Source organism: Providencia sp. PROV076 (assembly GCF_028483405.1).
GTDB classification, from domain to species: domain Bacteria; phylum Pseudomonadota; class Gammaproteobacteria; order Enterobacterales; family Enterobacteriaceae; genus Providencia; species Providencia huaxiensis.
Genome location: NZ_JAMPRR010000027.1, coordinates 30036 through 53664 on the forward strand (window position 1 = coordinate 30036; position 23629 = coordinate 53664).

The 23629-nt window shown below is 42.6% G+C and carries 17 protein-coding genes and 6 tRNA genes; 19 read left to right on the forward strand and 4 right to left on the reverse strand.

The window, feature by feature from the left end:
- Positions 1–2 precede the first annotated feature (2 nt).
- The 3 genes from kdpD (at position 3) to PSF67_RS16555 (ending at position 3885) form a co-directional block, all read left to right on the forward strand.
- Positions 3–2690: a two-component system sensor histidine kinase KdpD gene (gene kdpD, locus PSF67_RS16545; protein ID WP_272677295.1), complete on the forward strand. Its 2688-nt coding sequence runs from the start codon at positions 3–5 to the stop codon at positions 2688–2690.
- A 15-nt stretch (positions 2691–2705) separates the two neighbouring features.
- Positions 2706–3392, forward strand: coding sequence for a two-component system response regulator KdpE (gene kdpE / locus PSF67_RS16550; protein WP_272677278.1), 687 nt, complete (start codon positions 2706–2708; stop codon positions 3390–3392).
- A 103-nt stretch (positions 3393–3495) separates the two neighbouring features.
- The gene (locus tag PSF67_RS16555) at positions 3496–3885 is read left to right on the forward strand and encodes a DUF5329 family protein (RefSeq protein WP_102138530.1); all 390 of its coding nucleotides are present in this window, start codon (positions 3496–3498) and stop codon (positions 3883–3885) included.
- A 232-nt stretch (positions 3886–4117) separates the two neighbouring features.
- Here PSF67_RS16555 and glnS read toward each other — a convergent pair whose 3' ends face one another.
- Both glnS and PSF67_RS16565 read right to left on the reverse strand, forming a co-directional pair.
- The gene (gene glnS, locus PSF67_RS16560) at positions 4118–5785 is read right to left on the reverse strand and encodes a glutamine--tRNA ligase (protein ID WP_148241592.1); all 1668 of its coding nucleotides are present in this window, start codon (positions 5783–5785) and stop codon (positions 4118–4120) included.
- A 169-nt stretch (positions 5786–5954) separates the two neighbouring features.
- Entirely contained in the window at positions 5955–6770 is an 816-nt protein-coding gene (locus PSF67_RS16565) for a sulfite exporter TauE/SafE family protein (protein WP_102138317.1), read from the reverse strand.
- 167 nt (positions 6771–6937) lie between these two features.
- On the opposite strand from PSF67_RS16565, the gene PSF67_RS16570 reads away from it, so the two are divergent.
- A complete protein-coding gene (locus PSF67_RS16570; RefSeq protein WP_102138316.1) occupies positions 6938–7432 on the forward strand; it encodes a DUF2569 domain-containing protein in 495 nt (164 codons plus the stop codon).
- Between the two features lie 59 nt (positions 7433–7491).
- Here the strand turns inward: PSF67_RS16570 and nagE are convergent, their stop codons facing one another.
- Positions 7492–9519: an N-acetylglucosamine-specific PTS transporter subunit IIBC gene (nagE, locus tag PSF67_RS16575; RefSeq protein ID WP_102138315.1), complete on the reverse strand. Its 2028-nt coding sequence runs from the start codon at positions 9517–9519 to the stop codon at positions 7492–7494.
- 417 nt (positions 9520–9936) lie between these two features.
- On the opposite strand from nagE, the gene nagB reads away from it, so the two are divergent.
- From nagB to PSF67_RS16625, 10 genes are all read left to right on the forward strand, one after another.
- On the forward strand, positions 9937–10740 hold the full coding sequence (gene nagB / locus PSF67_RS16580; RefSeq protein ID WP_102138314.1) for a glucosamine-6-phosphate deaminase: 804 nt from the start codon (positions 9937–9939) through the stop codon (positions 10738–10740).
- 74 nt (positions 10741–10814) lie between these two features.
- Positions 10815–11978, forward strand: a complete 1164-nt coding sequence (gene nagA, locus PSF67_RS16585) for an N-acetylglucosamine-6-phosphate deacetylase (RefSeq protein ID WP_206277019.1) — start codon at positions 10815–10817, stop codon at positions 11976–11978.
- A gap of 11 nt (positions 11979–11989) precedes the next feature.
- The gene (nagC, locus tag PSF67_RS16590; RefSeq protein ID WP_102138312.1) at positions 11990–13213 is read left to right on the forward strand and encodes a DNA-binding transcriptional regulator NagC; all 1224 of its coding nucleotides are present in this window, start codon (positions 11990–11992) and stop codon (positions 13211–13213) included.
- Positions 13214–13583: 370 nt separating this feature from the next.
- Positions 13584–13660: transfer RNA gene (locus PSF67_RS16595), tRNA-Met, on the forward strand.
- A gap of 7 nt (positions 13661–13667) precedes the next feature.
- Positions 13668–13752 (forward strand) — tRNA-Leu (locus PSF67_RS16600).
- Positions 13753–13782: 30 nt separating this feature from the next.
- A tRNA-Gln gene (locus PSF67_RS16605) sits at positions 13783–13857 on the forward strand.
- A 32-nt stretch (positions 13858–13889) separates the two neighbouring features.
- Positions 13890–13964 (forward strand) — tRNA-Gln (locus PSF67_RS16610).
- Between the two features lie 48 nt (positions 13965–14012).
- Positions 14013–14089 (forward strand) — tRNA-Met (locus PSF67_RS16615).
- Between the two features lie 11 nt (positions 14090–14100).
- Positions 14101–14175, forward strand: a tRNA-Gln gene (locus PSF67_RS16620).
- A 587-nt stretch (positions 14176–14762) separates the two neighbouring features.
- Positions 14763–16106, forward strand: coding sequence for a dicarboxylate/amino acid:cation symporter (locus PSF67_RS16625; protein WP_242685803.1), 1344 nt, complete (start codon positions 14763–14765; stop codon positions 16104–16106).
- Positions 16107–16175: 69 nt separating this feature from the next.
- Here the strand turns inward: PSF67_RS16625 and ubiF are convergent, their stop codons facing one another.
- Positions 16176–17363 carry a 3-demethoxyubiquinol 3-hydroxylase gene (ubiF, locus tag PSF67_RS16630; protein ID WP_102138310.1) on the reverse strand — a complete coding sequence of 396 codons (1188 nt, stop codon included), beginning with the start codon at positions 17361–17363 and terminating at the stop codon, positions 16176–16178.
- A 478-nt stretch (positions 17364–17841) separates the two neighbouring features.
- On the opposite strand from ubiF, the gene miaB reads away from it, so the two are divergent.
- The 5 genes from miaB (at position 17842) to lnt (ending at position 23618) form a co-directional block, all read left to right on the forward strand.
- Positions 17842–19272 carry a tRNA (N6-isopentenyl adenosine(37)-C2)-methylthiotransferase MiaB gene (miaB, locus tag PSF67_RS16635; RefSeq protein WP_094961811.1) on the forward strand — a complete coding sequence of 477 codons (1431 nt, stop codon included), beginning with the start codon at positions 17842–17844 and terminating at the stop codon, positions 19270–19272.
- Between the two features lie 39 nt (positions 19273–19311).
- A complete protein-coding gene (locus tag PSF67_RS16640) occupies positions 19312–20364 on the forward strand; it encodes a PhoH family protein (protein WP_094961837.1) in 1053 nt (350 codons plus the stop codon).
- Complete coding sequence (gene ybeY / locus PSF67_RS16645) at positions 20365–20838, forward strand: rRNA maturation RNase YbeY (protein WP_094961810.1); 474 nt, start codon at positions 20365–20367, stop codon at positions 20836–20838.
- 366 nt (positions 20839–21204) lie between these two features.
- Entirely contained in the window at positions 21205–22089 is an 885-nt protein-coding gene (corC, locus tag PSF67_RS16650; protein WP_206276534.1) for a CNNM family magnesium/cobalt transport protein CorC, read from the forward strand.
- Complete coding sequence (gene lnt, locus PSF67_RS16655; protein WP_206276531.1) at positions 22089–23618, forward strand: apolipoprotein N-acyltransferase; 1530 nt, start codon at positions 22089–22091, stop codon at positions 23616–23618. The genes corC and lnt overlap by 1 nt, the downstream gene beginning before the upstream one ends.
- The last annotated feature ends 11 nt before the right edge of the window (positions 23619–23629 follow it).

Genomic DNA, 23629 nt, shown 5'->3' on the forward strand with positions numbered 1-23629 from the left:
TGATGAACAATCAGGAACCTCTCCGCCCTAACCCCGATGAACTCTTGGCCAAAGCCAATGAAATTGGACGAGGCAAATTAAAGATTTTTTTCGGGGCCTGTGCAGGCGTTGGAAAAACGTATGCCATGCTCCAAGAAGCACAAAGACTCAGAGCACAAGGGCTAGATGTGCTGATTGGCGTAGTAGAAACCCATGAAAGAGAAGAAACGGCCGCGCTACTTGACGGCCTTTCTCTATTGCCACCCAGACGCATTATTCATCACGGTCGTCGCCTAAATGGCTTCGATATTGATGCTGCAATTGCTAGACATCCAGCCATAATTTTAATGGATGAGTTAGCATTTAGTAACCCCAATGGCAGCCGCCATCCTAAACGCTGGCAAGATGTCGAAGAATTGCTTGATGCCGGAATTGATGTGTTGACAACCATTAACGTTCAACACATTGAAAGTCTGAATGATATTGTTGGAAGCATTACAGGTATTCGTGTACGTGAAACGGTTCCAGATCATATTTTTGATGCTGCTGACGAGGTGGTATTAGTTGACCTTCCTCCTGACGATCTACGACAGCGCCTTAAAGAAGGCAAAGTGTACATATCAGGGCAAGCCGAACGCGCCATTGAACATTTTTTCCGCAAAGGAAATTTAATTGCACTTCGTGAGCTCGCACTTCGCCGTACAGCTGACCGAGTTGATGACCAAATGCGTGAATTTCGCGGCGGTAAAGGCCAAGCACCTGTTTGGCATACCCGCGATGGGCTATTGCTATGCATCGGCCATAATAGGGGAAATGAAAAGTTAGTTCGTACAGCTGCTCGGCTTGCTGCAAAATTCGGTAGTGTCTGGCATGCTGTTTATGTTGAAACCCCTGCACTTCATCAGCTACCTGAAACCCAGCGCAGAGCTATCTTAAAAGCGTTACGCCTTGCTCAAGACTTAGGGGCAGAGACGGCAACGTTATCCGACCCTTCAGAAGAAAAAGCGATATTACGTTATGCACGAGAACATAATTTAGGAAAGATATTAATTGGCCGACGTGATAAATCAAACAAATGGTTTAAGCTCAATTGGCGCCCCGGCTTTGCCGATCGCCTTGGTAAGCTCGGCCCTGATCTGGATTTAGTGATCGTCGCACTTGAAGAGAAAAGTGAGTGGGATAAAGAACCGGAAAGAAAGCCGTTCTCTGAAAAATGGCGATCAGATATGAATGGCTATTTAATGGCTATTGTAATGTGCGCCACTATCACTTTATTTTCTCGCACTTTTTTATTGGCTCTCGACAAAGCCAACCTCGTGACACTCTATCTATTAGGTGTCGTGTTAATCGCATTATTTTATGGCCGACGCCCCTCTGTCTTTGCCGCGCTGGTCAACGTGATCAGTTTTGACCTGTTCTTTGTTCAACCCCATTTTTCCCTTGCTATCATGGACATGCAATATTTAGTCACTTTTACGGTGATGCTAATTGTTGGGGTTGTTGTGGGAAATCTAACTGCGGGTATGCGATACCAAGCACGTATCGCTCGGTATCGCGAACAACGGACACGTCATCTATATGAAATGACAAAAGAATTAGGACAAGCTATCACCACAGATGATATCGGTAAAACAGGGTATCATTTCCTTAATAATGCCTTCCAAGCCAAAAGTTGCTTATTATTACCTGATGAGGATGGCCAATTAACACCGTTACAATGTGATGGCTACACTGCAATGCAAATTGATAAAGCCATTGCTAAGTGGAGTTTTGATAAACGCCAGCCCGCCGGTGCTGGTACGGATACTTTGCCAAGTGTTCCTTATCAATTACAACCGATCACTACAGCAGATCAAACTCTTGCCGTTCTTGCCATTGAGCCAAGAAATATGCGCCAGTTATTGATCCCAGAGCAGCAACGCATGCTGCAAACCTTCACGGGGTTAATTGCTAGTGCTCTTGCTCGTCTACAACTGACCAAACAAGCTGAGTCTGCCAAATTAGATATTGAACGTGAACAACTGAGAAACTCGTTACTTGCTGCACTTTCTCATGACCTAAAAACACCGCTTACCGTTTTATTCGGTCAAACTGAAATTTTAATGTTGAATTTATCTGCGGAAAACTCACCACTTACAGAGCAAGTTAACCAAATGCGCCAGCAAGTGCTTAGCACCTCGCGTTTAGTGAATAATTTATTGGATATGGCTCGCTTGCAATCTGGTAGTATTCAGCCCAATTTAGCGTGGGAATCGCTGCAAGAAATTACCAGTAGTGCCGTTAGGACTTTGGATTACACCTTACACAGTCACCCTTTAGAAATTGATATTCCAGCCGATTTATTACTTTATTGTGATGCTAATTTGATTGAACGGGTTCTAATCAATCTATTAGAAAATGCTGTAAAATACAGCCATAACGATACCCCGATTGGTATTCGAGCTGCCGTTGAAGGTCAAAAAATTCACATTGAAATATGGGATGCCAGCAATGGGATCCCAAACGGGCAAGAAAAAAATATTTTCGACAAATTTTCTCGGGCGCAAAAAGAGTCAGCGATCCCAGGGGTTGGCTTAGGGCTCGCTATTTGCCGTGCTATAATTCAATTACATGAAGGGGAAATTTGGGCGCAGAATAATAATAAAGGTGGAGCCAGCTTCCACTTTGTCTTACCCCTAAAGCAACTACCTGATATCGAAGTAGAAACATAAAGGATTAGCAATATTGTGAGCACTAGCCATCAAATTCTAGTTGTTGAAGATGAAAAAGAAATCCGTCGCTTTGTTCGCTTGGCGCTGGAAGGTGAAGGCTGGAAGGTCTTTGAGGCGGAAAATTACCAACGCGGCCTCATTGAGTCCGGTACGCGGCAACCTGATTTATTGATTTTAGACCTTGGCTTACCTGATGGCGATGGACTCAATTTGATTCGTGAACTACGCCAGTGGAGTAGTATCCCTATCATTGTTTTATCCGCTCGTGAAGAGGAGTCACAAAAGGTGGCTGCATTGGATGCAGGCGCTGATGATTACCTGACAAAACCCTTTGGTATTAGTGAATTACTGGCTCGTGTTAGGGTCGCTTTACGGCGTTTTGGTAAAGTTACTCAAGAAAACTCAAAATGCCAGTTTGGGGATATCACTATCGATTTTATTAATCGAGTTGTTACCAAACAAGGTGAAGAGCTCCACCTTACCCCAATTGAGTTTCGTTTACTCAGTGAACTGGTGGCTAACAGTGGCAAAGTATTGACTCAACGGCATTTGTTACTACAAGTGTGGGGGCCTAATTATGTGGAACATAATCATTACCTACGCATCTATATGGGTCATCTACGGCAAAAGCTGGAGAATGACCCTGCTCGCCCTATTCACTTATTAACCGAAACAGGGATTGGTTATCGCTTTATGCCTTAATCAACTATCAATAATTGAATTCTAAGAATCTTACCGATAGTTTAAATTAAAAGTCTGCTTATAATTTTCTCACCTTTATTTCTATGGAGAGAAATTCGTGCAAATGCTTACTACCCAGCTATCAAACCGTTTTTCATCTGCATTAGTACTTTTTTTAAGTGTTTTTGTTACCACTCAAGCCCTTGCATTAAGCCCTGAAGAAAAAATGCGTACTGAATCATTATTAGCAGCACTTGGTAAACAGCAAAATCTTACATTTACCCGTAATGGTACTGAACATTCCGCTGTCGATGCAGAGTCTCACTTGAGATTAAAATTACGCAAAACAGAGAAACGCCTCAATACTGCAGAACAATTTATTGATAACGTTGCTTCAAAGTCATCAGTTACGGGTGAAGAGTATCAAGTCAAAGATGCACAAGGAAATGTGACTTCCGCGAATGAATATCTGCATGAATTATTAAAAGAAAAAGTGGATAACAAACCTCAGTAAGTCGTATTATCCATAGAAAAAGCCGTGATATTAACTAGAAATATCACGGCTTTTTTTGTTCTAATGCTCTCGAACAGCCCTCTAAATAATTTATTTGTCAGGGGCAATCCTCTAAATCATTCGTGTTGTAGGAAGGCAGCAAGACCGCTAGACCCTAGGAGCATACATAAGTATGTGACTAGGGCTAGTGGGTGAAGCTAACACACCTACAGCGCGAAGGATAACGAGGATTTTAGTTAGACTCGAGCTTCGCCCAAGTATCACGCAACCCCACAGTCCGATTAAACACTAAATGATCTGCACTGCTTAAACGGTTGTCAGCACAGAAATAGCCTTCACGCTCAAATTGGTACGCCTTTTCTGCCACAGCACCTTTCAGGCTCGGCTCAACAAAGCCTTGGCGAATAACCAGCGACTCAGGGTTGATAACCGATAAGAAATCGTCTTCTGCACCTGGGTTTGGTACTGTAAATAAACGGTCATACAGACGAATTTCTGCCGGTAATGCATGAGCGACGCTAACCCAATGAATAACGCCTTTGACTTTACGGCCATCTGCTGGGTCTTTATTCAATGTGCCTGCATCATAAGTACAGTAAATAGTTGTGATATTACCATCAGCGTCTTTTTCAACACGCTCTGCCTTAATGATGTATGCATTACGCAAACGAACTTCTTTACCTAAGACTAAACGTTTATATTGACGATTCGCTTCTTCACGGAAGTCCGCGCGGTCAATATAGATTTCATTGCTAAATGGTACTTGGCGCGTACCCATCTCCGGTTTATTTGGATGGTTTGGCGCTGTTAAAATCTCTTCACCAGCAGGCATGTTTTCAATCACCACACGAACTGGGTCGATAACCGCCATTGCACGCGGTGCTGACTCATTCAGGTCATCACGGATACAAGACTCTAAAGAGGCCATTTCAACGTTGTTGTCTTGTTTAGTAACACCAATACGTTGGCAAAATTCACGAATAGAGGCTGCGGTATAGCCACGACGACGTAAACCTGAAATGGTTAACATACGTGGGTCATCCCAACCATTTACATGTTTTTCAGTGACTAATTGGTTCAGTTTACGCTTAGACATCACCGTGTATTCCAAATTCAGACGAGAAAACTCGTACTGACGTGGATGGCAATCAATCGTGATATTGTCTAGAACCCAATCATATAAACGACGGTTATCTTGGAACTCTAGCGTACATAAAGAATGCGTAATGCCTTCTAATGCATCAGAAATACAATGCGTGAAGTCATACATTGGATAAATACACCATTTGTTGCCAGATTGGTGATGTTCCGCAAACTTAATACGATATAAAACTGGGTCACGCATCACCATAAATGGGGATGCCATATCGATTTTCGCGCGCAAACACGCTTTTCCTTCTTCGAAACCACCTTCACGCATTTTTTCGAATAATGCTAAGTTGTCTTCAATTAGGCGCTCACGGTATGGGCTATTTTTACCCGGCTCTTTGAGTGTCCCACGGTATTCGCGAATTTCGTCTGGGCTGAGTTCGTCAACATAAGCTAAGCCTTTTTTGATCAGCTCGATCGCGTACTGATACAAGGTATCAAAGTAATCAGAGGAATAACGGACATCACCGCTCCACTCAAAACCAAGCCATTTAACGTCTTCTTGAATGGAGTTAACGTATTCGACATCTTCTTTTACCGGGTTAGTGTCATCAAAACGTAAGTTACATTGGCCCTGATAATCCTTGGCAATGCCAAAATTCAAGCAGATTGATTTCGCATGACCAATATGTAAATAGCCATTCGGTTCAGGTGGAAAACGCGTATGCACTGACGTGTGTTTTCCGGTCGCCAGATCTTCATCTATGATCTGACGGATAAAATTTGTTGGGCGAGCATCTGCCTCATTCATTGTCATCATTCCTCAATGCCAAAAGCGCGCTAAAAGCGTGTGGTAATTAAATATATTCTACCATAATCAATCAGGAAACAACCGTTTGATTGCGCCAAGTGCAGCAAAAGCGATGATCAGTAGGAATTTAGGACAAAAACCTCATCTTTACTCACCAATATACGCGATCCTAAGCCAGTATCATGACAGCTAAAACCACGAGTAACAGTAGCGGATAGCTTTGGGCATGGCGTTTATCGCTCAGGTAAGGCATTAATAAAGAAGCAAAACGGATCCCTAACCACGATGTCGCAATTAAAATTAACGCCCCTTTAATATAGATCATCCCCAGAAAACCCGCTCCAAGGTCAATATGTTTATCAATGGCGAAATAAAAATAAGTTAATGTACCCGTGATTGCCATTGGTAATGTTAATGGGTTCGCAAATGCAGCAGCTTGGATCATACTCGCGCCTCTACGTCGCATTAAAGGGACTGTCATCACACTGCCACCAACCCCAAGAAATGCCGCGACAGCACCAATCACCACACCAATAGGCGTATCGGCAAAAATACCGCCACGGGAGTCTTGTATACCTGTAGATCCTGTATTCATAAAGCCGGGACGAATAAAACAATCTAAAATAGTGATGACGAGATAACCAATAAATATCCAACGAATTAATGCACTATCTACGGATAACGCCACTATTGCCCCTAGAATTCCGCCAATTGAAATAGGGATAATAAAAGGGCGAATAATTGGCCAACTCAGGTTGCCTTTAAGGTAATGAGCACGACTCGAAAGCGTCGATGAAAAGATCATCACACAGGTTGATGTTGCCACCGCAATTTGCATTGCCACACTGCCTGCATCGCTTTGCGGCCCCCACACTAAGGTAATCAAGGCATATAACAGTGGAACCGTAATAAAACCGCCACCGAAGCCGAATAGTGCGGTGGTGATCCCCGAAATAAAGCCAAATAAACACAAAAGCAGTTCCACAGATAAACCCTCTCAAGTTATTGAGAAAATATTTTATCGATGAAAAAAGCCCCTTGCTTATGCAAACTTGACAACTTAGTTTGAGATTTCGCCAAATAACCGATTTATTTTATGGATAAATCCCTCGATAATGGCTTTATATAACGGCTAAATACTGGATAAAACCAATGAAATGTATTAACTGCAATGAACATGAAGCCAATAAAGCGTCAGGATGGTGTAATGCATGTGAAGAACTAAAAGTGCATAGAATTAATGGTGTGCTTTACCTACCTGCTTTAGGCTTAATTATAACCGCTTTTTTATCTATCTTCGGCGAATACCAACTTATTCAAGTTGCCGTCTATTATGCAGAAAATACACGGAGCATCCCTCTTTTTTACCTTGGAGCGTTAGGGTTACAACTTGCTTATATCATCATGACATTAATAGCATGCTGGTTTTTCTTTAATAAGAAAAAAGCCACTAAAGTGGTGATGATTACATATTATATTCTTGCACTGATAGTTACCCTCTACTTTACTGTTTTTCTAGCGGTACTCTATGGCGCAAAATTGACGAATACGGATTATAAGCAAATTATTACCAGTGCCTTTAGCGCCGCAATATGGATTGGTTATTTTTTAAAATCGGAGCGTATTGCTCAAGTTTTTACCCGATAATATTTATAAAAAAGGGTGGCCTAAGCCACCCTCTTACTAACTTATAATATTAAGCTGAATTATTTCAGAACATTATAAATAACCGTTTCGCCTGCTTTCACGTCGCCTTCAACTAAAATCTCGACACCAGCGAAGTCATCGATATTGCTGATGATAACTGGGCTAATCATTGATTTAGCATTCGCTTCAAGGAACGCGAGGTCGAGGTTCAGAATTGGTGTTCCGGCAGTCACTTCCGCACCTTCTTCCACTAAACGTGCACAACCTTCGCCTTTCAGTGCAACGGTATCAATACCCATATGGACAATGAGTTCGACGCCATTTTCTGTTTCAAGGCAGAATGCATGGTTAGTTTCGAAAATTTTCACTACCGTACCTGATGCAGGGGCTAACACTTCACTACTTGTTGGTTTGATGGCAATCCCATCACCCACAATACGGCTAGAGAACGCTTCATCTGGCACATCATCAAGTGAGAAAACTTGACCACTCACTGGCGCAACCAGAGATAAAATCACATTACCTTTTGCTTTTGCAGGCTCTGCGGCTTTTTTCTCTTCAGCTACTGCAACTGGAGCAGAGCCTGCAATTGGGCCTTTTGCAATCACTTCAGTCATTGCTTTTGCCACCAATTCAGCACGTGTACCGACAATCACTTGAACATTTTGTTTGCTTAAGCGGATAACACCTGAAGCCCCTAAACGTTTTGTCATGGCGTCGTTAACAACCGCTGAATCTTTAACACCTAAACGTAAACGAGTGATACAGGCATCAATACTGACGATGTTGTCGCTACCACCCACCGCTGCAACATATTGGCGAGCTTCTTTTTGAATATCGCTGTCACTGCTATCAGCAGGGCTAATGCTTTCGTCATAACCATCAATCGTTTCATCACCTGCGCTCTCTTCACGGCCTGGTGTTAACAGGTTGAATTTGCGGATCATGAAGCGGAAAATGACATAGTAGATGCAGAAGAAGACTAAGCCTTGGACAATCAACATATACCACTGAACAGCTAGTGGGTTACGTGATTGCAATAGCATATCGACTAAACCAGCACTGAAACCAAATCCTGAGATCCATTCCATTGTTGCTGCGATATAAACCGAAATACCGGTTAACAATGCGTGGACTACATACAGAATCGGTGCCACGAACATGAAAGAGAATTCGAGCGGTTCAGTGATCCCTGTGAAGAATGCAGCAAACGCACCAGCAATCATAATACCAGCAACTTTTGCCTTATTTTCTGGACGTGCGCAGTGGTAAATCGCTAATGCCGCACCAGGTAGACCAAACATCATAATTGGGAAGAAACCAGCTTGATAACGACCCGTGATCCCCACCGTTGCCAGGCCTGCATCAATTGACTTAGCACCGCCTAAGAAGTTTGGAATATCATTGATCCCTGCAACGTCAAACCAGAACACTGAGTTAAGTGCATGGTGAAGACCAACAGGAATTAATAAACGGTTGAAGAATGCGTAAATCCCCGCACCCACTGAGCCTAAGTCTTTAATGCTTTCACCGAAAGACACTAAACCGTTATAGACCACTGGCCACACATACATCAGTATGAAGGCTAAGATGATCATTAAGAATGATGTCAGAATTGGTACAAGGCGACGGCCGCTAAAGAAAGACAACGCTTTTGGTAGCTCTACGCCACTATAACGGTTGTACAATTCCGCAGACAGAACCCCAACTAAAATACCCACGAACTGGTTATTTATTTTACCGAATGCCGCAGGAACGCTTTCCAACGGAACATTCATGATCATGGAATAAGATGCAGGAGAACACAGTGTTGTCACCACTAAAAAGCCGACAAAACCGGTCAGTGCAGCCGCACCGTCCTTATCTTTTGACATCCCATAAGCAACACCAATAGCAAATAGCACGGACATATTATCAATAATAGCCGCGCCCGATTTAATCAGTAACGCCGCGATTGCACTATTGGCTCCCCAACCATCTGGGTCAATCCAATAGCCAATCCCCATCAGGATTGCTGCGGCTGGTAGTACTGCAACTGGCACCATAAGTGCCCTACCAATCCGCTGTAAGTAGCTAAGAATATTCACAAACTCCCCCTTTATAGCCCTATTTTTGCCCCATTTACGGGATCTTATTGTTCACACACCTAAATCATAATTTAGGTTATTGAGAGTATCAATTTTATAGTCTAAATTAATTGTTTCGCGATGCAAAATAAATAGGTTCGATTTGTGATAAATGTCAACGAAAGAGTTACCGATATGACTAAATTACTAGCTATTATTGAAAACTTATTTTATGATTAAAAATAACTTTTTTATACTATTAACCTGTATATTCTCAGCGCGTTTAAAATGCAGGTGTCGCCGTTAAAACGGCACTGTATACCAACACCAGCGCGTAATAAATTTGTAGTATAACGAGTATTCCTATATCTAATGAATAACATCAGGGATACATATATATATGAAAGATTTCACAGACTTATTAGAGGTAATTGAGACATGAGGCTAATTCCACTTAACAATGCGCATGATGTCGGCATTTGGTCCGCACAGTATATCGCTGATAAAATCAACGCATTCAACCCTACTGCTGAGCGCCCTTTCGTTCTTGGGTTACCAACAGGCGGTACCCCTCTTGCTACTTATAAAGCTCTGATTGCTTTATATAACGCAGGAAAAGTCAGTTTTAAGCATGTGGTCACATTTAATATGGATGAATATATTGGTATTCCAGCTAATCATCCTCAAAGCTATCACACATTTATGCATGAGAATTTCTTTAACCACATCGATATTCAAGCGCAAAATATCAATTTACTGAATGGCAATGCCCCTGATGTTGATGCAGAGTGCCAACGCTATGAAGATAAAATTAAATCTTACGGCAAAATTAATTTATTTATGGGCGGCGTAGGTAACGACGGCCATATTGCTTTTAATGAACCCGGTTCTTCACTGAACTCTCGTACCCGTATTAAGACATTAACACCCGAAACACGCCAAGCGAACTCACGCTTCTTTGATAATGATATCAACCAAGTACCAAAATTCGCTTTAACTGTGGGGGTTGCCACATTAATGGACGCTGAAGAGTTAATGGTACTCGCGACTGGTGCGAATAAAGCGAATGCAGTTCATGCTGCGGTAGAAGGTTCAATCAACCATATGTGGACAGTAAGCTGCGTGCAAATGCACCCAAAAGCACTGATCGTCTGTGATGAACCCGCAACACTCGAATTAAAAGTCAAAACGCTTAAATATTTCAAACAGCTAGAATCTGAAATTATTGAAAAGTTTAACTAATATTATGTTTATCAATCACCCGATCAGCGAAGGCTGATCGGTGACCCACCTTACAGAGGTCAGGAGTTTAAGCCATGTATGCATTAACAAATTGCATTATTTATACAGGTCATGAAAGACTGGATAACCATGCGGTCATCATCGATGGTGAAATCATCAAAGATGTTTGTCCTGTCTCTGAAGTACCTTCCGATATTCCACAACATGACCTACAAGGTGCAACCCTATCTGCTGGTTTTATTGACTTGCAAGTCAATGGCTGTGGTGGTGTCCAATTCAATGATAATAAAGAAAATGTCACATTAAAGAATTTGGATATCATGCAAAAAGCCAATGAGCGTACGGGATGTACCAGTTACCTGCCAACGTTAATTACGTGCTCTGACGAATTAATGAAGCATGGTATTGAGGTCATGACCGAGTACTTAAAAGACCATAAGAACCAAGCTCTCGGGCTTCATTTAGAAGGCCCATATATTAATGTTATTAAAAAAGGCACACATAACCCTGAATTTATCCGTCAACCATCCGGGCAGATGATTGATTATTTAGCTGCTCATGCAGATGCGATAACGAAGATCACATTAGCGCCTGAAATGGTTGAGCTTGATTACATTCATCAACTGAAAGATTCCGGCATTGTTATTTCAGCTGGACATTCAAATGCGACATATGAAGAAGCCAAACTGGGTTTTAAAGCCGGAATTCGCTTTTCAACGCACCTTTTCAATGCCATGCCATATATTTCAGGCCGTGGTCCGGGTTTAGTCGGGGCTATTTATGACACCCCTGAAGTGTATGCAGGAATTATCGCTGATGGCTTACATGTCCAATGGGCAAATATCCGTAATAGCAAACACTTAAAAGGTGATAAATTAATTTTAGTGACTGATGCCACCGCGCCCGCAGGAATAGATCCTCAAACTGGTGAAATGGATCATTTTATCTTCGCAGGTAAAACCATATACTACCGCGATGGATTATGTGTAGATGAAAATGGCACACTCAGCGGCTCATCACTCACCATGATAGAAGCAGTGAGAAACAGTGTAGAGTACGTGGGTATTCCATTAGATGAAACACTGAGAATGGCAACGCTCTACCCCGCAAGAGCCATAGGAGTTGATGAGACTTTAGGGTCTATCGCTCCGGGTAAAATTGCGAATTTAACCGCGTTTAACCACGACTTCGACGTCCTCGCAACCTATGTTAACGGAGCAGAAGTCTACAAAAAATGAGTAACTAGCTAATGAATCAAAGCCACTCGCTGAAGCAAATTGGTAATATTGATCTCGTCAAACAACTAAATAGCGCTGTTGTCTATAGTTTAATTGACCAACATGGCCCGATATCAAGAATTCAAATCGCGGAGCAAAGCCAACTTGCCCCAGCCAGTGTAACTAAAATCACTCGCCAGCTACTCGAACGTGGTTTAATTAAAGAAGTTGACCAACAGGCCTCCACTGGGGGCCGTCGTGCCATATCTATTGTTTCTGAGCACAAAAATTTTCATACGATTGGCGTCCGCTTAGGCCGCTATGATGCCACCATCGCCTTGTACGACTTAGGTGGCAAAATGATTATCGATGCTCATTACCCTATCACTGAACCCTCTCAGCAAGCGGTGGAACAAAAGCTGATTGCCGCCCTTGAAGATTTTATCGAACACAACCAAAAACGCTTAAAAGAGTTGATCGCAATTTCAATTATTCTCCCTGGGTTAGTTAACCCAAATAGTGGAATTGTCTACTACATGCCGCATATTAAAGTCGACAATTGGCATCTCATCGACAATTTACAAGCACACTTTAGAATAACGTGTTATGCAGGGCATGATATTCGCAGCCTAGCGCTCGCTGAGAGCTATTTTGGGGCAACCCGTGATTGCGAAGACTCACTTCTCGTACGTATCCACAGAGGCGCAGGAGCTGGTTTAGTCATCAATAAAGAGATATTGCTCAACCATAGAGGTAATCTCGGAGAAATCGGCCATATCCAAGTTGACCCACTTGGTGAGCTTTGCCACTGTGGCAATTTTGGTTGTTTAGAAACCATTGCCTCAAACCAAGCAATTGAAGCTCGCGTAAAACAACGTTTAGAACAAGGCTATTCAAGCGCCCTTACACTAGAAACTTGCACGATCTCCCATATTTGCCAAGCCGCCAATAAAGGAGACCCGCTTGCCACGGAAGTTATTCAACACGTTGGTCGTCAAATTGGTAAAGCGATTGCTATCACAATCAACTTATTTAACCCTGAAAAAGTTGTTATTGCGGGGGATATCACGGAAGCGGAACAAATTCTATTACCCGCGATTCAAAGCTGCATTGACACACAAGCCTTAAAAGGGTTTCGGGAAAATCTCCCTATCGTGACATCACAGTTGGTTCACAACTCGGCAATAGGCGCTTTCGCTCTCACAAAACGCGCGATGCTCAATGGTGAATTATTACAAAAACTGTTTGAAAGCTAATTTTTACCGTTGTTTTCTTTAAAGCAGGTCGAGATACCTGCTTTTTTATTAGCAATAATTTGAACGTTTCGTTTCATAGGCTATTTTTCAATCGCTTCGTATTCTTCCTGCTTTGTTCCTGTTACAAATTTTTGCGCCCTTTCACTGTATTACTTCACGCGTCACCAAATTACATTTATCTAACAGGTAAGATAAAAAGTGATTTTTTTCAAATATGGGCTTGTTTTTTGCTGGCTTTATCGACAAAATGATTATTCATCAAACAAACAGACGCATTTTCTGAAAAATAGTGCAAAAAGCTGTTGACTGTCGTGTCTGTAATTAGCATAATGCGCCCCGCAACGCCGACGAAGGTTATGCAAAAAAAGATGGCTATGTAGCTCAGCTGGTTAGAGCACAACACTCATAATGTTGGGGTCACAGGTTCGAATCCCGTCATAGCCACCATTATTTTGCGGGAGTGGCGAAATTGGTAGACGCACCAGATTTAGGTTCTGGCGCCGCAAGGTGTGCAAGTTCAAGTCTTGTCTCCCGCACCATTTCCTTCTCGGTAGTATTGAATTTAAGATTGGGGTATCGCCAAGCGGTAAGGCACCAGGTTTTGATCCTGGCATTCCCAGGTTCGAATCCTGGTACCCCAGCCATCTTAATACAATCAATAGTAGAATTTCCCGGATGGGGTATCGCCAAGCGGTAAGGCACCAGGTTTTGATCCTGGCATTCCCAGGTTCGAATCCTGGTACCCCAGCCATCTACTTTCCCTTCTTGTTGCAAACAATCATTTCAAAGAAATTATAATGGCTATGTAGCTCAGCTGGTTAGAGCACAACACTCATAATGTTGGGGTCACAGGTTCGAATCCCGTCGTAGCTACCATTTCTTTTTGTTGGGGTATCGCCAAGCGGTAAGGCACCAGGTTTTGATCCTGGCATCCCCAGGTTCGAATCCTGGTACCCCAGCCATTCTCTCTTTAATCCCCCATAATTTAGATTTCCCTTAATACCCCGCAGTGCATTTAGGCATAACGTATTTATGTACAAAACCCTACCTCTAATTTCTCTTATCACTTTTATTGATAAATGAAATAAAAAATAAAAAAACAGCAGACACGTTCGTTTTTTAATAAACAGGGGATTCATTTCCACTGTTTTCTATATTTTCACCTCTGTTTTTTAGCTTAACTGATTATTTTTTGGCGATATCTTTATTTATTTAATCCCAACACCACTAAATAAGTAGCAACTTAATCGCCGAAAGTGATCTTAGGGCAACATTTATCCTATAAAATTTACGTTTGGGTAACTTTTCTATCAAATATGTGACTTCAATCATTTCTATGTAACCATTTAAAGTGGTAACCTTCCCTAGAATTGTAGTTAGGTATGATTATTACCAGTCAAATTATTATCACCCCCTGGTACTAATGAATTCAGCCCCTTCCTCCATTCCAACTAAATTAGCTCTCAAAAACTCTAATAAAAGTTTTAAACCTAATAATTATAAATTGCCAAACGCAACATTTTTACAGAGAAAATTTATGCGAAACATGATAAAGCAACCAATATATAAAATATTATATGTTCAAGTGATAGTAGCCATCGTTCTGGGTATAGCACTTGGTCACTTTTTTCCAGACATTGGAGAGTCATTAAAACCGCTTGGTGATGCATTCATCAAAATCGTTAAAATGATTATCGCGCCAGTTATCTTCTTAACTGTTGTCACTGGTATATCAGGGATGTCAAACATGAAGGCCGTGGGAAGTGTCGCAGGTAAAGCAATGCTCTACTTCATCACTTTCTCGACAATTGCTCTCATCATCGGTCTTATCGTCGCGAATATCATTCGTCCAGGCTCGGGGCTTAATATTGACCCTGCGACTTTGGATAGCAGCAAAGTTGCCACCTACGTTGAAAAAGCACACGAATCCTCGATTGTCAGCTTTTTGATGAATATCATCCCTGATACCGTCATTAGTCCATTGGTCAACGGTAACATCCTACAAGTTCTGTTTATTTCTATCATTTTCGGATTAGCACTCGCAGCAACAGGTAAACACGGTGAGCCAATAGTAAAACTGCTACAAAACTTCTCAGAACCTGTATTCAAGATGGTGGCGATGCTAATGAAACTCGCCCCTATCGGGGCATTCGGTGCAATGGCATTTACCATTGGTAAATATGGAATATCCTCTATCGGCAACTTAATGATGCTGATTATGACTTTCTATATAACATCACTGCTATTTGTCTTACTGGTGTTGGGGGCGGTAGCCAAATATAACGGTTTCTCAATCATTGAACTGATTAAGTACATCAAAGATGAACTCTGGTTAGTATTAGGAACTTCTTCTTCTGAGGCCGCATTACCAAGTTTAATGCGAAAAATGGAGCATGCGGGGTGTGAAAAATCTGTTGTAGGCTTAGTGATCCCTACTGGTTATTCATTCAACCTTGATGGCACCAACATCTACATGACGATGGCCGCATTATTTATTGCCCAAGCCACCAATATTGAACTGACTATTTGGGAACAAATTTCATTGCTGCTAGTTGCCATGATAAGCTCGAAGGGGGCAGCTGGTGTAACGGGTGCAGGTTTTATTACCTTAGCAGCCACTTTGATGGTGGTACCAAGCGTTCCTGTTGCAGGTATGGCGCTTATTTTAGGTATCGACCGATTTATGTCTGAGTGCCGCGCTTTAACTAACTTAGTCGGCAACGCATGTGCGTGTATCGTTGTTGCACGTTGGGAAAAAGAACTCGACACAGAAAAGCTGGCTCATGCATTTTCAGCAAAAAATGAAACTTTAGATTCAGTGATTACTGAAGATGACAACATCAATACAGATACAAGCAACATTCAGCCGATTGATTTAGCCAATAATAAATAGCACTAACTTCTCCATTTAATAATAAATAGGCCGCTAATTTGCGGCCTATTTATATATCTAAGATAAGTTCTATAACCCTAACGCATACTTCAGCGCCAGTTTTTTTGCTTCTCCGGCGCGCTGTGCCGCCATCAACCCAAGATTCCTAACTATTTTCAATCCCGGTAACTTTTCACTAAATGCCATATAAAACACATCCATTCCAGCTTGCATGATTAAATTATCAGGCAAACGACGGCGTTGATAACGTTTTAATACATCAAGGGAATGCCAAGGCTGTATGTATTCACGCGCGTAAACCACTTCTTTCAGCAGAGCATCAACATCTCGGTAGCCTAAATTCACCCCCTGCCCCGCTAATGGGTTGATGGTATGGGCTGCATCGCCAATCAGTGCTAATCCGTCCATCACATATCGACTTGCATGGTGGCGGGTCAGTGGAAATGCCCCGGAAGCTATCGCCGTAATCGGCCCTAAACGTTCAGGAAAGGCTTCAGAAACCGCTCCAGTTAACTGTTCCATTGACATACCTTGTAAACGCCTAATCTTTGCGGGACTGTCATACCAGACTAATGAAGCCCAATTATCATACAGAGGTAAAAATGCCCTAGGCCCTGAAGGGAAAAACTGCTGCCATGTTTTATCTTGCTGAGGCTGCTGTGTTTGAATGCTAATTAACATGCATGATTGGCGATACTGCCAGCCTCGGCTGCCAATCCCTGCCATTTTGCGGACTTGCGAGTTCGCACCATCGGCGCCAACGACAAGCTTAGCCTGCAAAGTTCGGCCATCATCTAATGCTAACATCCACTCTTTTTGCTGCTTAGATTGATATAAATTGATAAGTCTCGCAGGACAGACGAGGTCTAGATTGCTGTATTTTTCACATTCTTGCCACAATGCAAGTTGTAACACTCGGTTTTCTACCATAAAACCGAGTTCAGGCAACCCAAGGCTTTGAGCATCGAAAACCACATTGCTATCGGGCTCTTCCCATGTTTCTAACTGGCGATATGGCGCACTCCGCATTGCTTTCACATGTTGCCAAGCACCTAATTGTTCCAACAATTCAACAGAAGCGCGGCTAATCGCAGAAATACGAACATCAGGAGCACTTTGTGAGTCAAAGGCCGCAGGTTGTGCTTTTTCAAGCAAAGCGACTCGCATGCCTTCTTGAGCAAAGCCCAATGCTGCTGCCGCGCCAGTCATACCTGCGCCAACGACGACAACATCATAAGATTCGATTAATTTATTCATACGTTCGCTACTATTTACTGTTTAATAAAGGTCTCTGTTTAATAAAGGTTATTATTTGATAACAGTGACCACGTTGATAAAGGTATTGTACCGAAAAATGATGATTCTCACAGGAAATATAGGCATTGAAGACTTAGAGGTCATTGGTTTCCCTCTTCTTTATAACCTTACAAATAGTGTATTTTACTGAAAACACTTTAATTTGCACAAAAAACAACCACAATTTTGCAACATCCTCTGGTCACTGATGCCGCAAATGAATACAATACGTGCTAATTTTAAAACAATAGGCAAATTGCCTGCCCTTAGATTTCGTGTAGTGATATTATTTTAAATATCTTTGCATTTATCCCATCATACAATGATGTCCTTAATCAAAATGCATGCGACTTCCCAAATATAAAGGGTAGGACTTTGGATTTACAACGCGTTTCGGAGTCCATTACACTAGCCGCTTCGAAAACACCGGATATACGACATGTCGACGAATAAAAAGCTATACATTAAAACTTGGGGTTGCCAGATGAATGAGTATGACTCATCCAAAATGGTTTCTTTATTAGAAAATACCCATGGTTATCAACTCACTGAAGTTGCAGAAGAAGCAGATTTATTACTGCTTAATACCTGTTCAATTCGTGAAAAAGCACAAGAAAAAGTCTTCCATCAACTTGGTCGTTGGAAATTCTTTAAAGACAAAAACCCTGACATTATTATTGGTGTAGGCGGCTGTGTCGCGTCACAAGAAGGGGATTTTATTCGCCAACGTGCGCCAAGCGTTGACATCGTTTTCGGCCCGCAAACGTTGCACCGTTTGCCTGAGATGATAAACCAAGTTCAAGGTACGCGCAGCCCAGTTATCGATATCAGCTTCCCTGAAATTGAAAAATTTGATCGGTTGCCAGAACCTCGTGCTGAAGGCCCAACCGCATTCGTTTCGATTATGGAAGGCTGTAACAAGTATTGTACTTTCTGCGTAGTGCCTTACACCCGTGGTGAAGAAGTTAGCCGCCCTTGTGATGATATTCTATTTGAAATCGCGCAGTTAGCTGCACAAGGTGTACGTGAAGTTAACTTGCTAGGTCAAAACGTGAATGCCTACCGCGGTGAAACCTTTGATGGTGAAATTTGCTCATTTGCAGAATTACTGCGTTTAGTCGCGGCTATCGATGGTATCGACCGTGTGCGCTTTACCACTAGCCACCCAATTGAATTTACTGACGATATCATCGAAGTCTACCGCGATACCCCTGAATTAGTCAGCTTCTTGCACCTCCCAGTGCAAAGTGGCTCAGACCGCGTCCTGACCATGATGAAACGTGCACACACCGCACTCGAATATAAAGCCATTATTCGCAAACTGCGTGAAGCACGCCCTGGTATTCTAATCAGCTCAGACTTTATCGTGGGCTTCCCCGGTGAAACAACCGATGACTTCGAAAAAACCATGAAACTGATTGCAGACGTGAATTTTGATATGAGCTACAGCTTTGTCTATTCCGCACGTCCTGGCACGCCAGCAGCAGATTTACCTGACGATGTAACTGAAGATGAGAAAAAACAGCGTCTATACTTACTGCAACAGCGTATTAATCAGCAGGCGTTAAGCTTCAGCCGACAAATGGTGGGAACCGTTCAACGTATCTTAGTTGAAGGAACATCACGTAAAAACGTCATGGAGCTGTCTGGACGTACTGAAAATAACCGTGTGGTAAACTTTGAAGGCACACCGGATATGATCGGTAAATTTGTGGATGTCGAAATTGTGGATGTCTATACCAACTCATTACGCGGTAAAGTCATTCGTACAGAAGACCAAATGGGTCTTCGCGTTCATGAATCGCCAGAGTCTGTTATTGCACGTACCCGTAAAGAAGATGAGCTAGGTGTTGGTAGCTTTCAACCCTAAGCCGCAACCATAGGATATTCAGTGACCGAGACAAAAAATTTGCAAATCGCAACACAAGAGATCTTTCTAGAACCCGCAGATAACCAGCGTTTAATGAGCCTCTGCGGGCCATTTGACGATAATATCAAGCAGCTAGAACGCCGTCTTGCTATCGAAATTAATCGCCGTGATAACCGTTTTAAGTTATCGGGTAAGCCACTGAATGTTCAAGCGGCGAGCAAAATTTTGCGTCAACTGTATGTCGACACCGCACCCGTGCGCGGAGTGATCCCTGATATCGACCCTGAAAACATTCACTTAGCCATTATGGATAGCCGCGTTTTAGAGCAATCTGCCGATAGCATTCCTGACTACGGTAAAGCGGTGAATATTAAAACTAAACGTGGTGTGATCAAACCACGCACCCCAAATCAAGCGCAATATATCGCCAATATTTTAGACCATGATATAACGTTTGGCATTGGCCCTGCGGGTACAGGGAAAACCTACTTAGCGGTCGCAGCGGCTGTAGATGCGTTAGAGCGCCAAGAGGTTCGTCGTATTTTGCTCACCCGTCCAGCGGTTGAAGCAGGCGAGAAACTGGGTTTTTTACCGGGAGATCTCAGCCAAAAAGTCGACCCTTACCTACGTCCACTTTATGATGCGCTATTTGAAATGTTAGGCTTTGAAAAAGTTGAAAAACTGATTGAGCGTAATGTTATTGAAGTCGCGCCGCTGGCCTATATGCGTGGTCGTACGTTGAATGATGCTTTTATTATTTTAGATGAGAGCCAAAACACCACCATCGAACAGATGAAAATGTTTTTAACACGTATTGGCTTTAATTCCAAAGCGGTTGTGACGGGTGATATTACTCAGGTTGACTTACCTCGCGGTAGTAAATCAGGGTTACGTCATGCCATTGAAGTGCTTTCTGAAGTGGATGATTTAAGCTTTAATTTCTTCCACAGCGAAGACGTGGTTCGCCATCCCGTCGTTGCAAAAGTCGTCATGGCTTATGAAGCATGGGAAGAACAAGACAATAAACGTCGCCAACAATTACGTGAAGAAAAAGAACAACAGAAGCAATTTGAAAAGCAGGAAAACCTATAAATGAGTGGCATTGACATCATTCTCGATTTACAAATTGCGTGTGAAAACCCTGATGGTTTACCTTCGGAAGCCGAGTTTCAGCGTTGGTTAACCGCTGTTTTACCTAAATTCCAAGCGCAAAGTGAAGTCACTATTCGGGTAGTTGATGAGCCTGAAAGCCATCACTTGAACTTAACCTATCGTGGCAAAGACAAACCGACTAACGTGTTGTCATTCCCCTTTGAAGCTCCGCCAGAAATTGAGCTGCCTTTGCTCGGTGATTTAATTATTTGTCGCCAAGTCGTTGAACAAGAAGCTATTGAGCAACAAAAAACGGCAGAAGAACACTGGGCGCACATGGTTGTTCATGGTTGCCTTCATCTTTTAGGCTATGATCATATTGAAGATGATGAAGCTGAAGAAATGGAAGGTTTAGAAACCGAAATTCTCGCTGAATTGGGCTATGAAGACCCATACCTTGCAGAAAAAGAGTGACCTAACTATAATTTTTTGAGATGTCTTTCTTATAGAAAGCATTACTTTACAAAAAATTGACGGTTATTTTGCAGATAAACCGTCAATTTTATGCTAAAAAAGAATCCAGTAAGCTGTTTTTATTAACTAACCTAAGCTCCAAATACTTTAACTTGGGCTACTTTTGCGCCAAGTGCAGCCAACAACGCTGCGGTTCGAAATACGACGAGTGAATACTCTAAATAATTCGAATTGCAGCTAGGCGGCCAGCGAGGCTTATCCCTAGGAGCATACACAAGTATGTGACTAGGGTAAGTGAGTGCAGCCAACAACGCTGCGGTTCGAAGTATGACGAGTATTTTTTTGAGGAATATTAAATTAACCGCCATGAGCGACGATAACTCTTCGAGTAGCGATAACCCTGGTCCTAAGAAAGGGTTCTTTGCACTGTTAAATCACCTATTCCATGGTGAACCTAAAAATCGTGATGATTTAGTCGAATTAATCCGCGACTCTGAACAGAACGATTTGATCGATCCTGATACCCGCGAAATGCTTGAAGGGGTAATGGATATCGCGGATCAGCGCGTACGCGACATTATGATCCCGCGTTCCCAAATTGTTACCTTAAAACGTAATCAAACGCTTGATGAGTGCCTTGATGTCATTATTGACTCTGCTCACTCACGCTTCCCTGTTATTAGTGAAGACAAAGACCATATCGAAGGGTTATTGATGGCAAAAGATTTACTGCCATTTATGCGTACCGACGCAGAGCCTTTTAGCATCGATAAGGTATTACGCCAAGCGGTTGTTGTCCCTGAAAGTAAGCGAGTAGACAGACTACTCAAAGAATTCCGCTCTCAACGCTATCATATGGCTATCGTGATCGATGAGTTTGGTGGCGTTTCTGGTCTAGTGACCATTGAAGATATTTTAGAGCTCATCGTAGGCGAAATTGAAGACGAATATGACGACCAAGACGATGTTGATATTCGTCAACTCAGCCGTCATTCATATTCTGTCCGAGCCCTTACACAGATTGAAGATTTCAATGAAGCCTTTGGGACTCATTTTAGTGACGATGAAGTCGATACCGTCGGTGGCCTCGTTATGCAAGCCTTTGGACACCTGCCTTCCCGTGGTGAAGTCATCACGATAGATAACTACCAATTTAAAGTTGCTATGGCTGACAGCCGCAGGATCCTTCTGCTTCACGTAAAAATCCCAGACGACGCGCCAGTTCCAACTTTGGAAGAAGAAAAGACTTAATGAACTCAACGTCTATTTATCAAAGTCAGCGGTTGCGGTTACTGCTGGCTTTAATTTTCGGAGCCAGTGGAACGCTGGCTTTTTCGCCTTTCGACATCTGGCCTGCCGCACTGCTTTCTATCCTTTTCCTCCAACTACTGACCTTGCAGCGTACAGCCAAACAATCTTTTGCTATTGGCTTCGCTTGGGGATTTGGCTTATTCGGTAGTGGTGTTAACTGGGTTTACGTAAGTATTGCCGATTTTGGTGGCATGCCGGGCCCTGTAAACGTATTTATTGTTATTTTATTAGCCGCTTACCTTGCGCTTTATACTGGCCTATTTGGTGGTTTACTGGCTAAGCTTGCTCCTAAAGCCAATATTTGGCGTTTCGTTTTTATGGCGCCAGCTCTCTGGCAAGTCACTGAATTTCTGCGTGGTTGGGTTCTCACTGGTTTTCCATGGCTACAATTTGGTTATAGCCAGATTGATGGGCCGATGAAAGCACTCGCCCCTATATTTGGGGTAGAAATGATCACATTGCTTTTATTTAGCATTAGTGGTCTGTTAGTACTCGCTATCCTACGTCGCAGCTTTATCTCGCTCGCCGTTGCAGCTGCCTTAATTTTTGCCCCATTAATCGCCAAAAATGTACAGTGGTTTACCCCCCTTGAAGGCAAGAAAATGGAAGTGGCATTGGTTCAAGGCAACATTCCCCAATCAATGAAATGGGAAGCTAGCTTCTTACAAAAAACCAAAGACACCTATATGGAGCTCTCTCGCCCTTATATCGGCAAAGCGTCTTTGATTATTTGGCCTGAATCAGCGGTGCCTTCTGTTGAGCTCGATAACCAAACGTGGCTTAAATCTCTCGACCAATTATTGGCAGAGTCAAACACCCAGTTAATTACGGGTATTGTGGATGCACGCCCGATAGACGGTGAATATACTTTTTATAATACAATCATTGTATTAGGAGATAAAAACCCGTATTTATATCCATCTAAAAACCGCTATAACAAACACCATTTAGTGCCATTTGGTGAATATGTACCTTTAGAAGATTTGCTGCGCCCTATCGCACCATTCTTTAATTTGCCGATGTCAGGTTTTAGCCGTGGCGATTATGAGCAAGCGCAATTAGCGGTTGGTAATATTCATCTAACTGCCGCTATTTGCTATGAAATTATTTTAGGTACACAAGTCAGGGATAACTTTAAACCTGATAGCGATTACTTACTTACCGTCTCCAATGATGCATGGTTTGGTCAGTCTATCGGCCCATGGCAGCATTTCCAAATGGCGCGCATGCGTTCATTAGAATTGGGACGCCCATTATTACGTTCCACCAATAACGGGATAACTGCGGTGATCAGTGCAGATGGCTCAATACAAGATATGCTACCTCAATTTAAAACAGCGGCGCTTGCCACTGAAGTCACACCAACAACTGGACTAACACCTTACGCACGTTGGAGTCATTATCCGATGTGGGGAGTGGTCGTTATATTTGGTATTCTCGGTTTTGCTATGAATAGGCGCCAAAAATAACGATATTGGCC

Coding starts and splice junctions, on each gene's coding strand:
- nagA (WP_206277019.1), top strand. CDS start 10,815: ATGTATGCATTAACAAATTGCATTATTTATACAGGTCATGAAAGACTG.
- PSF67_RS16555 (WP_102138530.1), top strand. CDS start 3,496: ATGCTTACTACCCAGCTATCAAACCGTTTTTCATCTGCATTAGTACTT.
- miaB (WP_094961811.1), top strand. CDS start 17,842: ATGTCGACGAATAAAAAGCTATACATTAAAACTTGGGGTTGCCAGATG.
- PSF67_RS16570 (WP_102138316.1), top strand. CDS start 6,938: ATGAAATGTATTAACTGCAATGAACATGAAGCCAATAAAGCGTCAGGA.
- lnt (WP_206276531.1), top strand. CDS start 22,089: ATGAACTCAACGTCTATTTATCAAAGTCAGCGGTTGCGGTTACTGCTG.
- ubiF (WP_102138310.1), bottom strand. CDS start 17,363: ATGAATAAATTAATCGAATCTTATGATGTTGTCGTCGTTGGCGCAGGT.
- nagC (WP_102138312.1), top strand. CDS start 11,990: ATGAATCAAAGCCACTCGCTGAAGCAAATTGGTAATATTGATCTCGTC.
- ybeY (WP_094961810.1), top strand. CDS start 20,365: ATGAGTGGCATTGACATCATTCTCGATTTACAAATTGCGTGTGAAAAC.
- nagB (WP_102138314.1), top strand. CDS start 9,937: ATGAGGCTAATTCCACTTAACAATGCGCATGATGTCGGCATTTGGTCC.
- kdpD (WP_272677295.1), top strand. CDS start 3: ATGAACAATCAGGAACCTCTCCGCCCTAACCCCGATGAACTCTTGGCC.
- corC (WP_206276534.1), top strand. CDS start 21,205: ATGAGCGACGATAACTCTTCGAGTAGCGATAACCCTGGTCCTAAGAAA.
- glnS (WP_148241592.1), bottom strand. CDS start 5,785: ATGAATGAGGCAGATGCTCGCCCAACAAATTTTATCCGTCAGATCATA.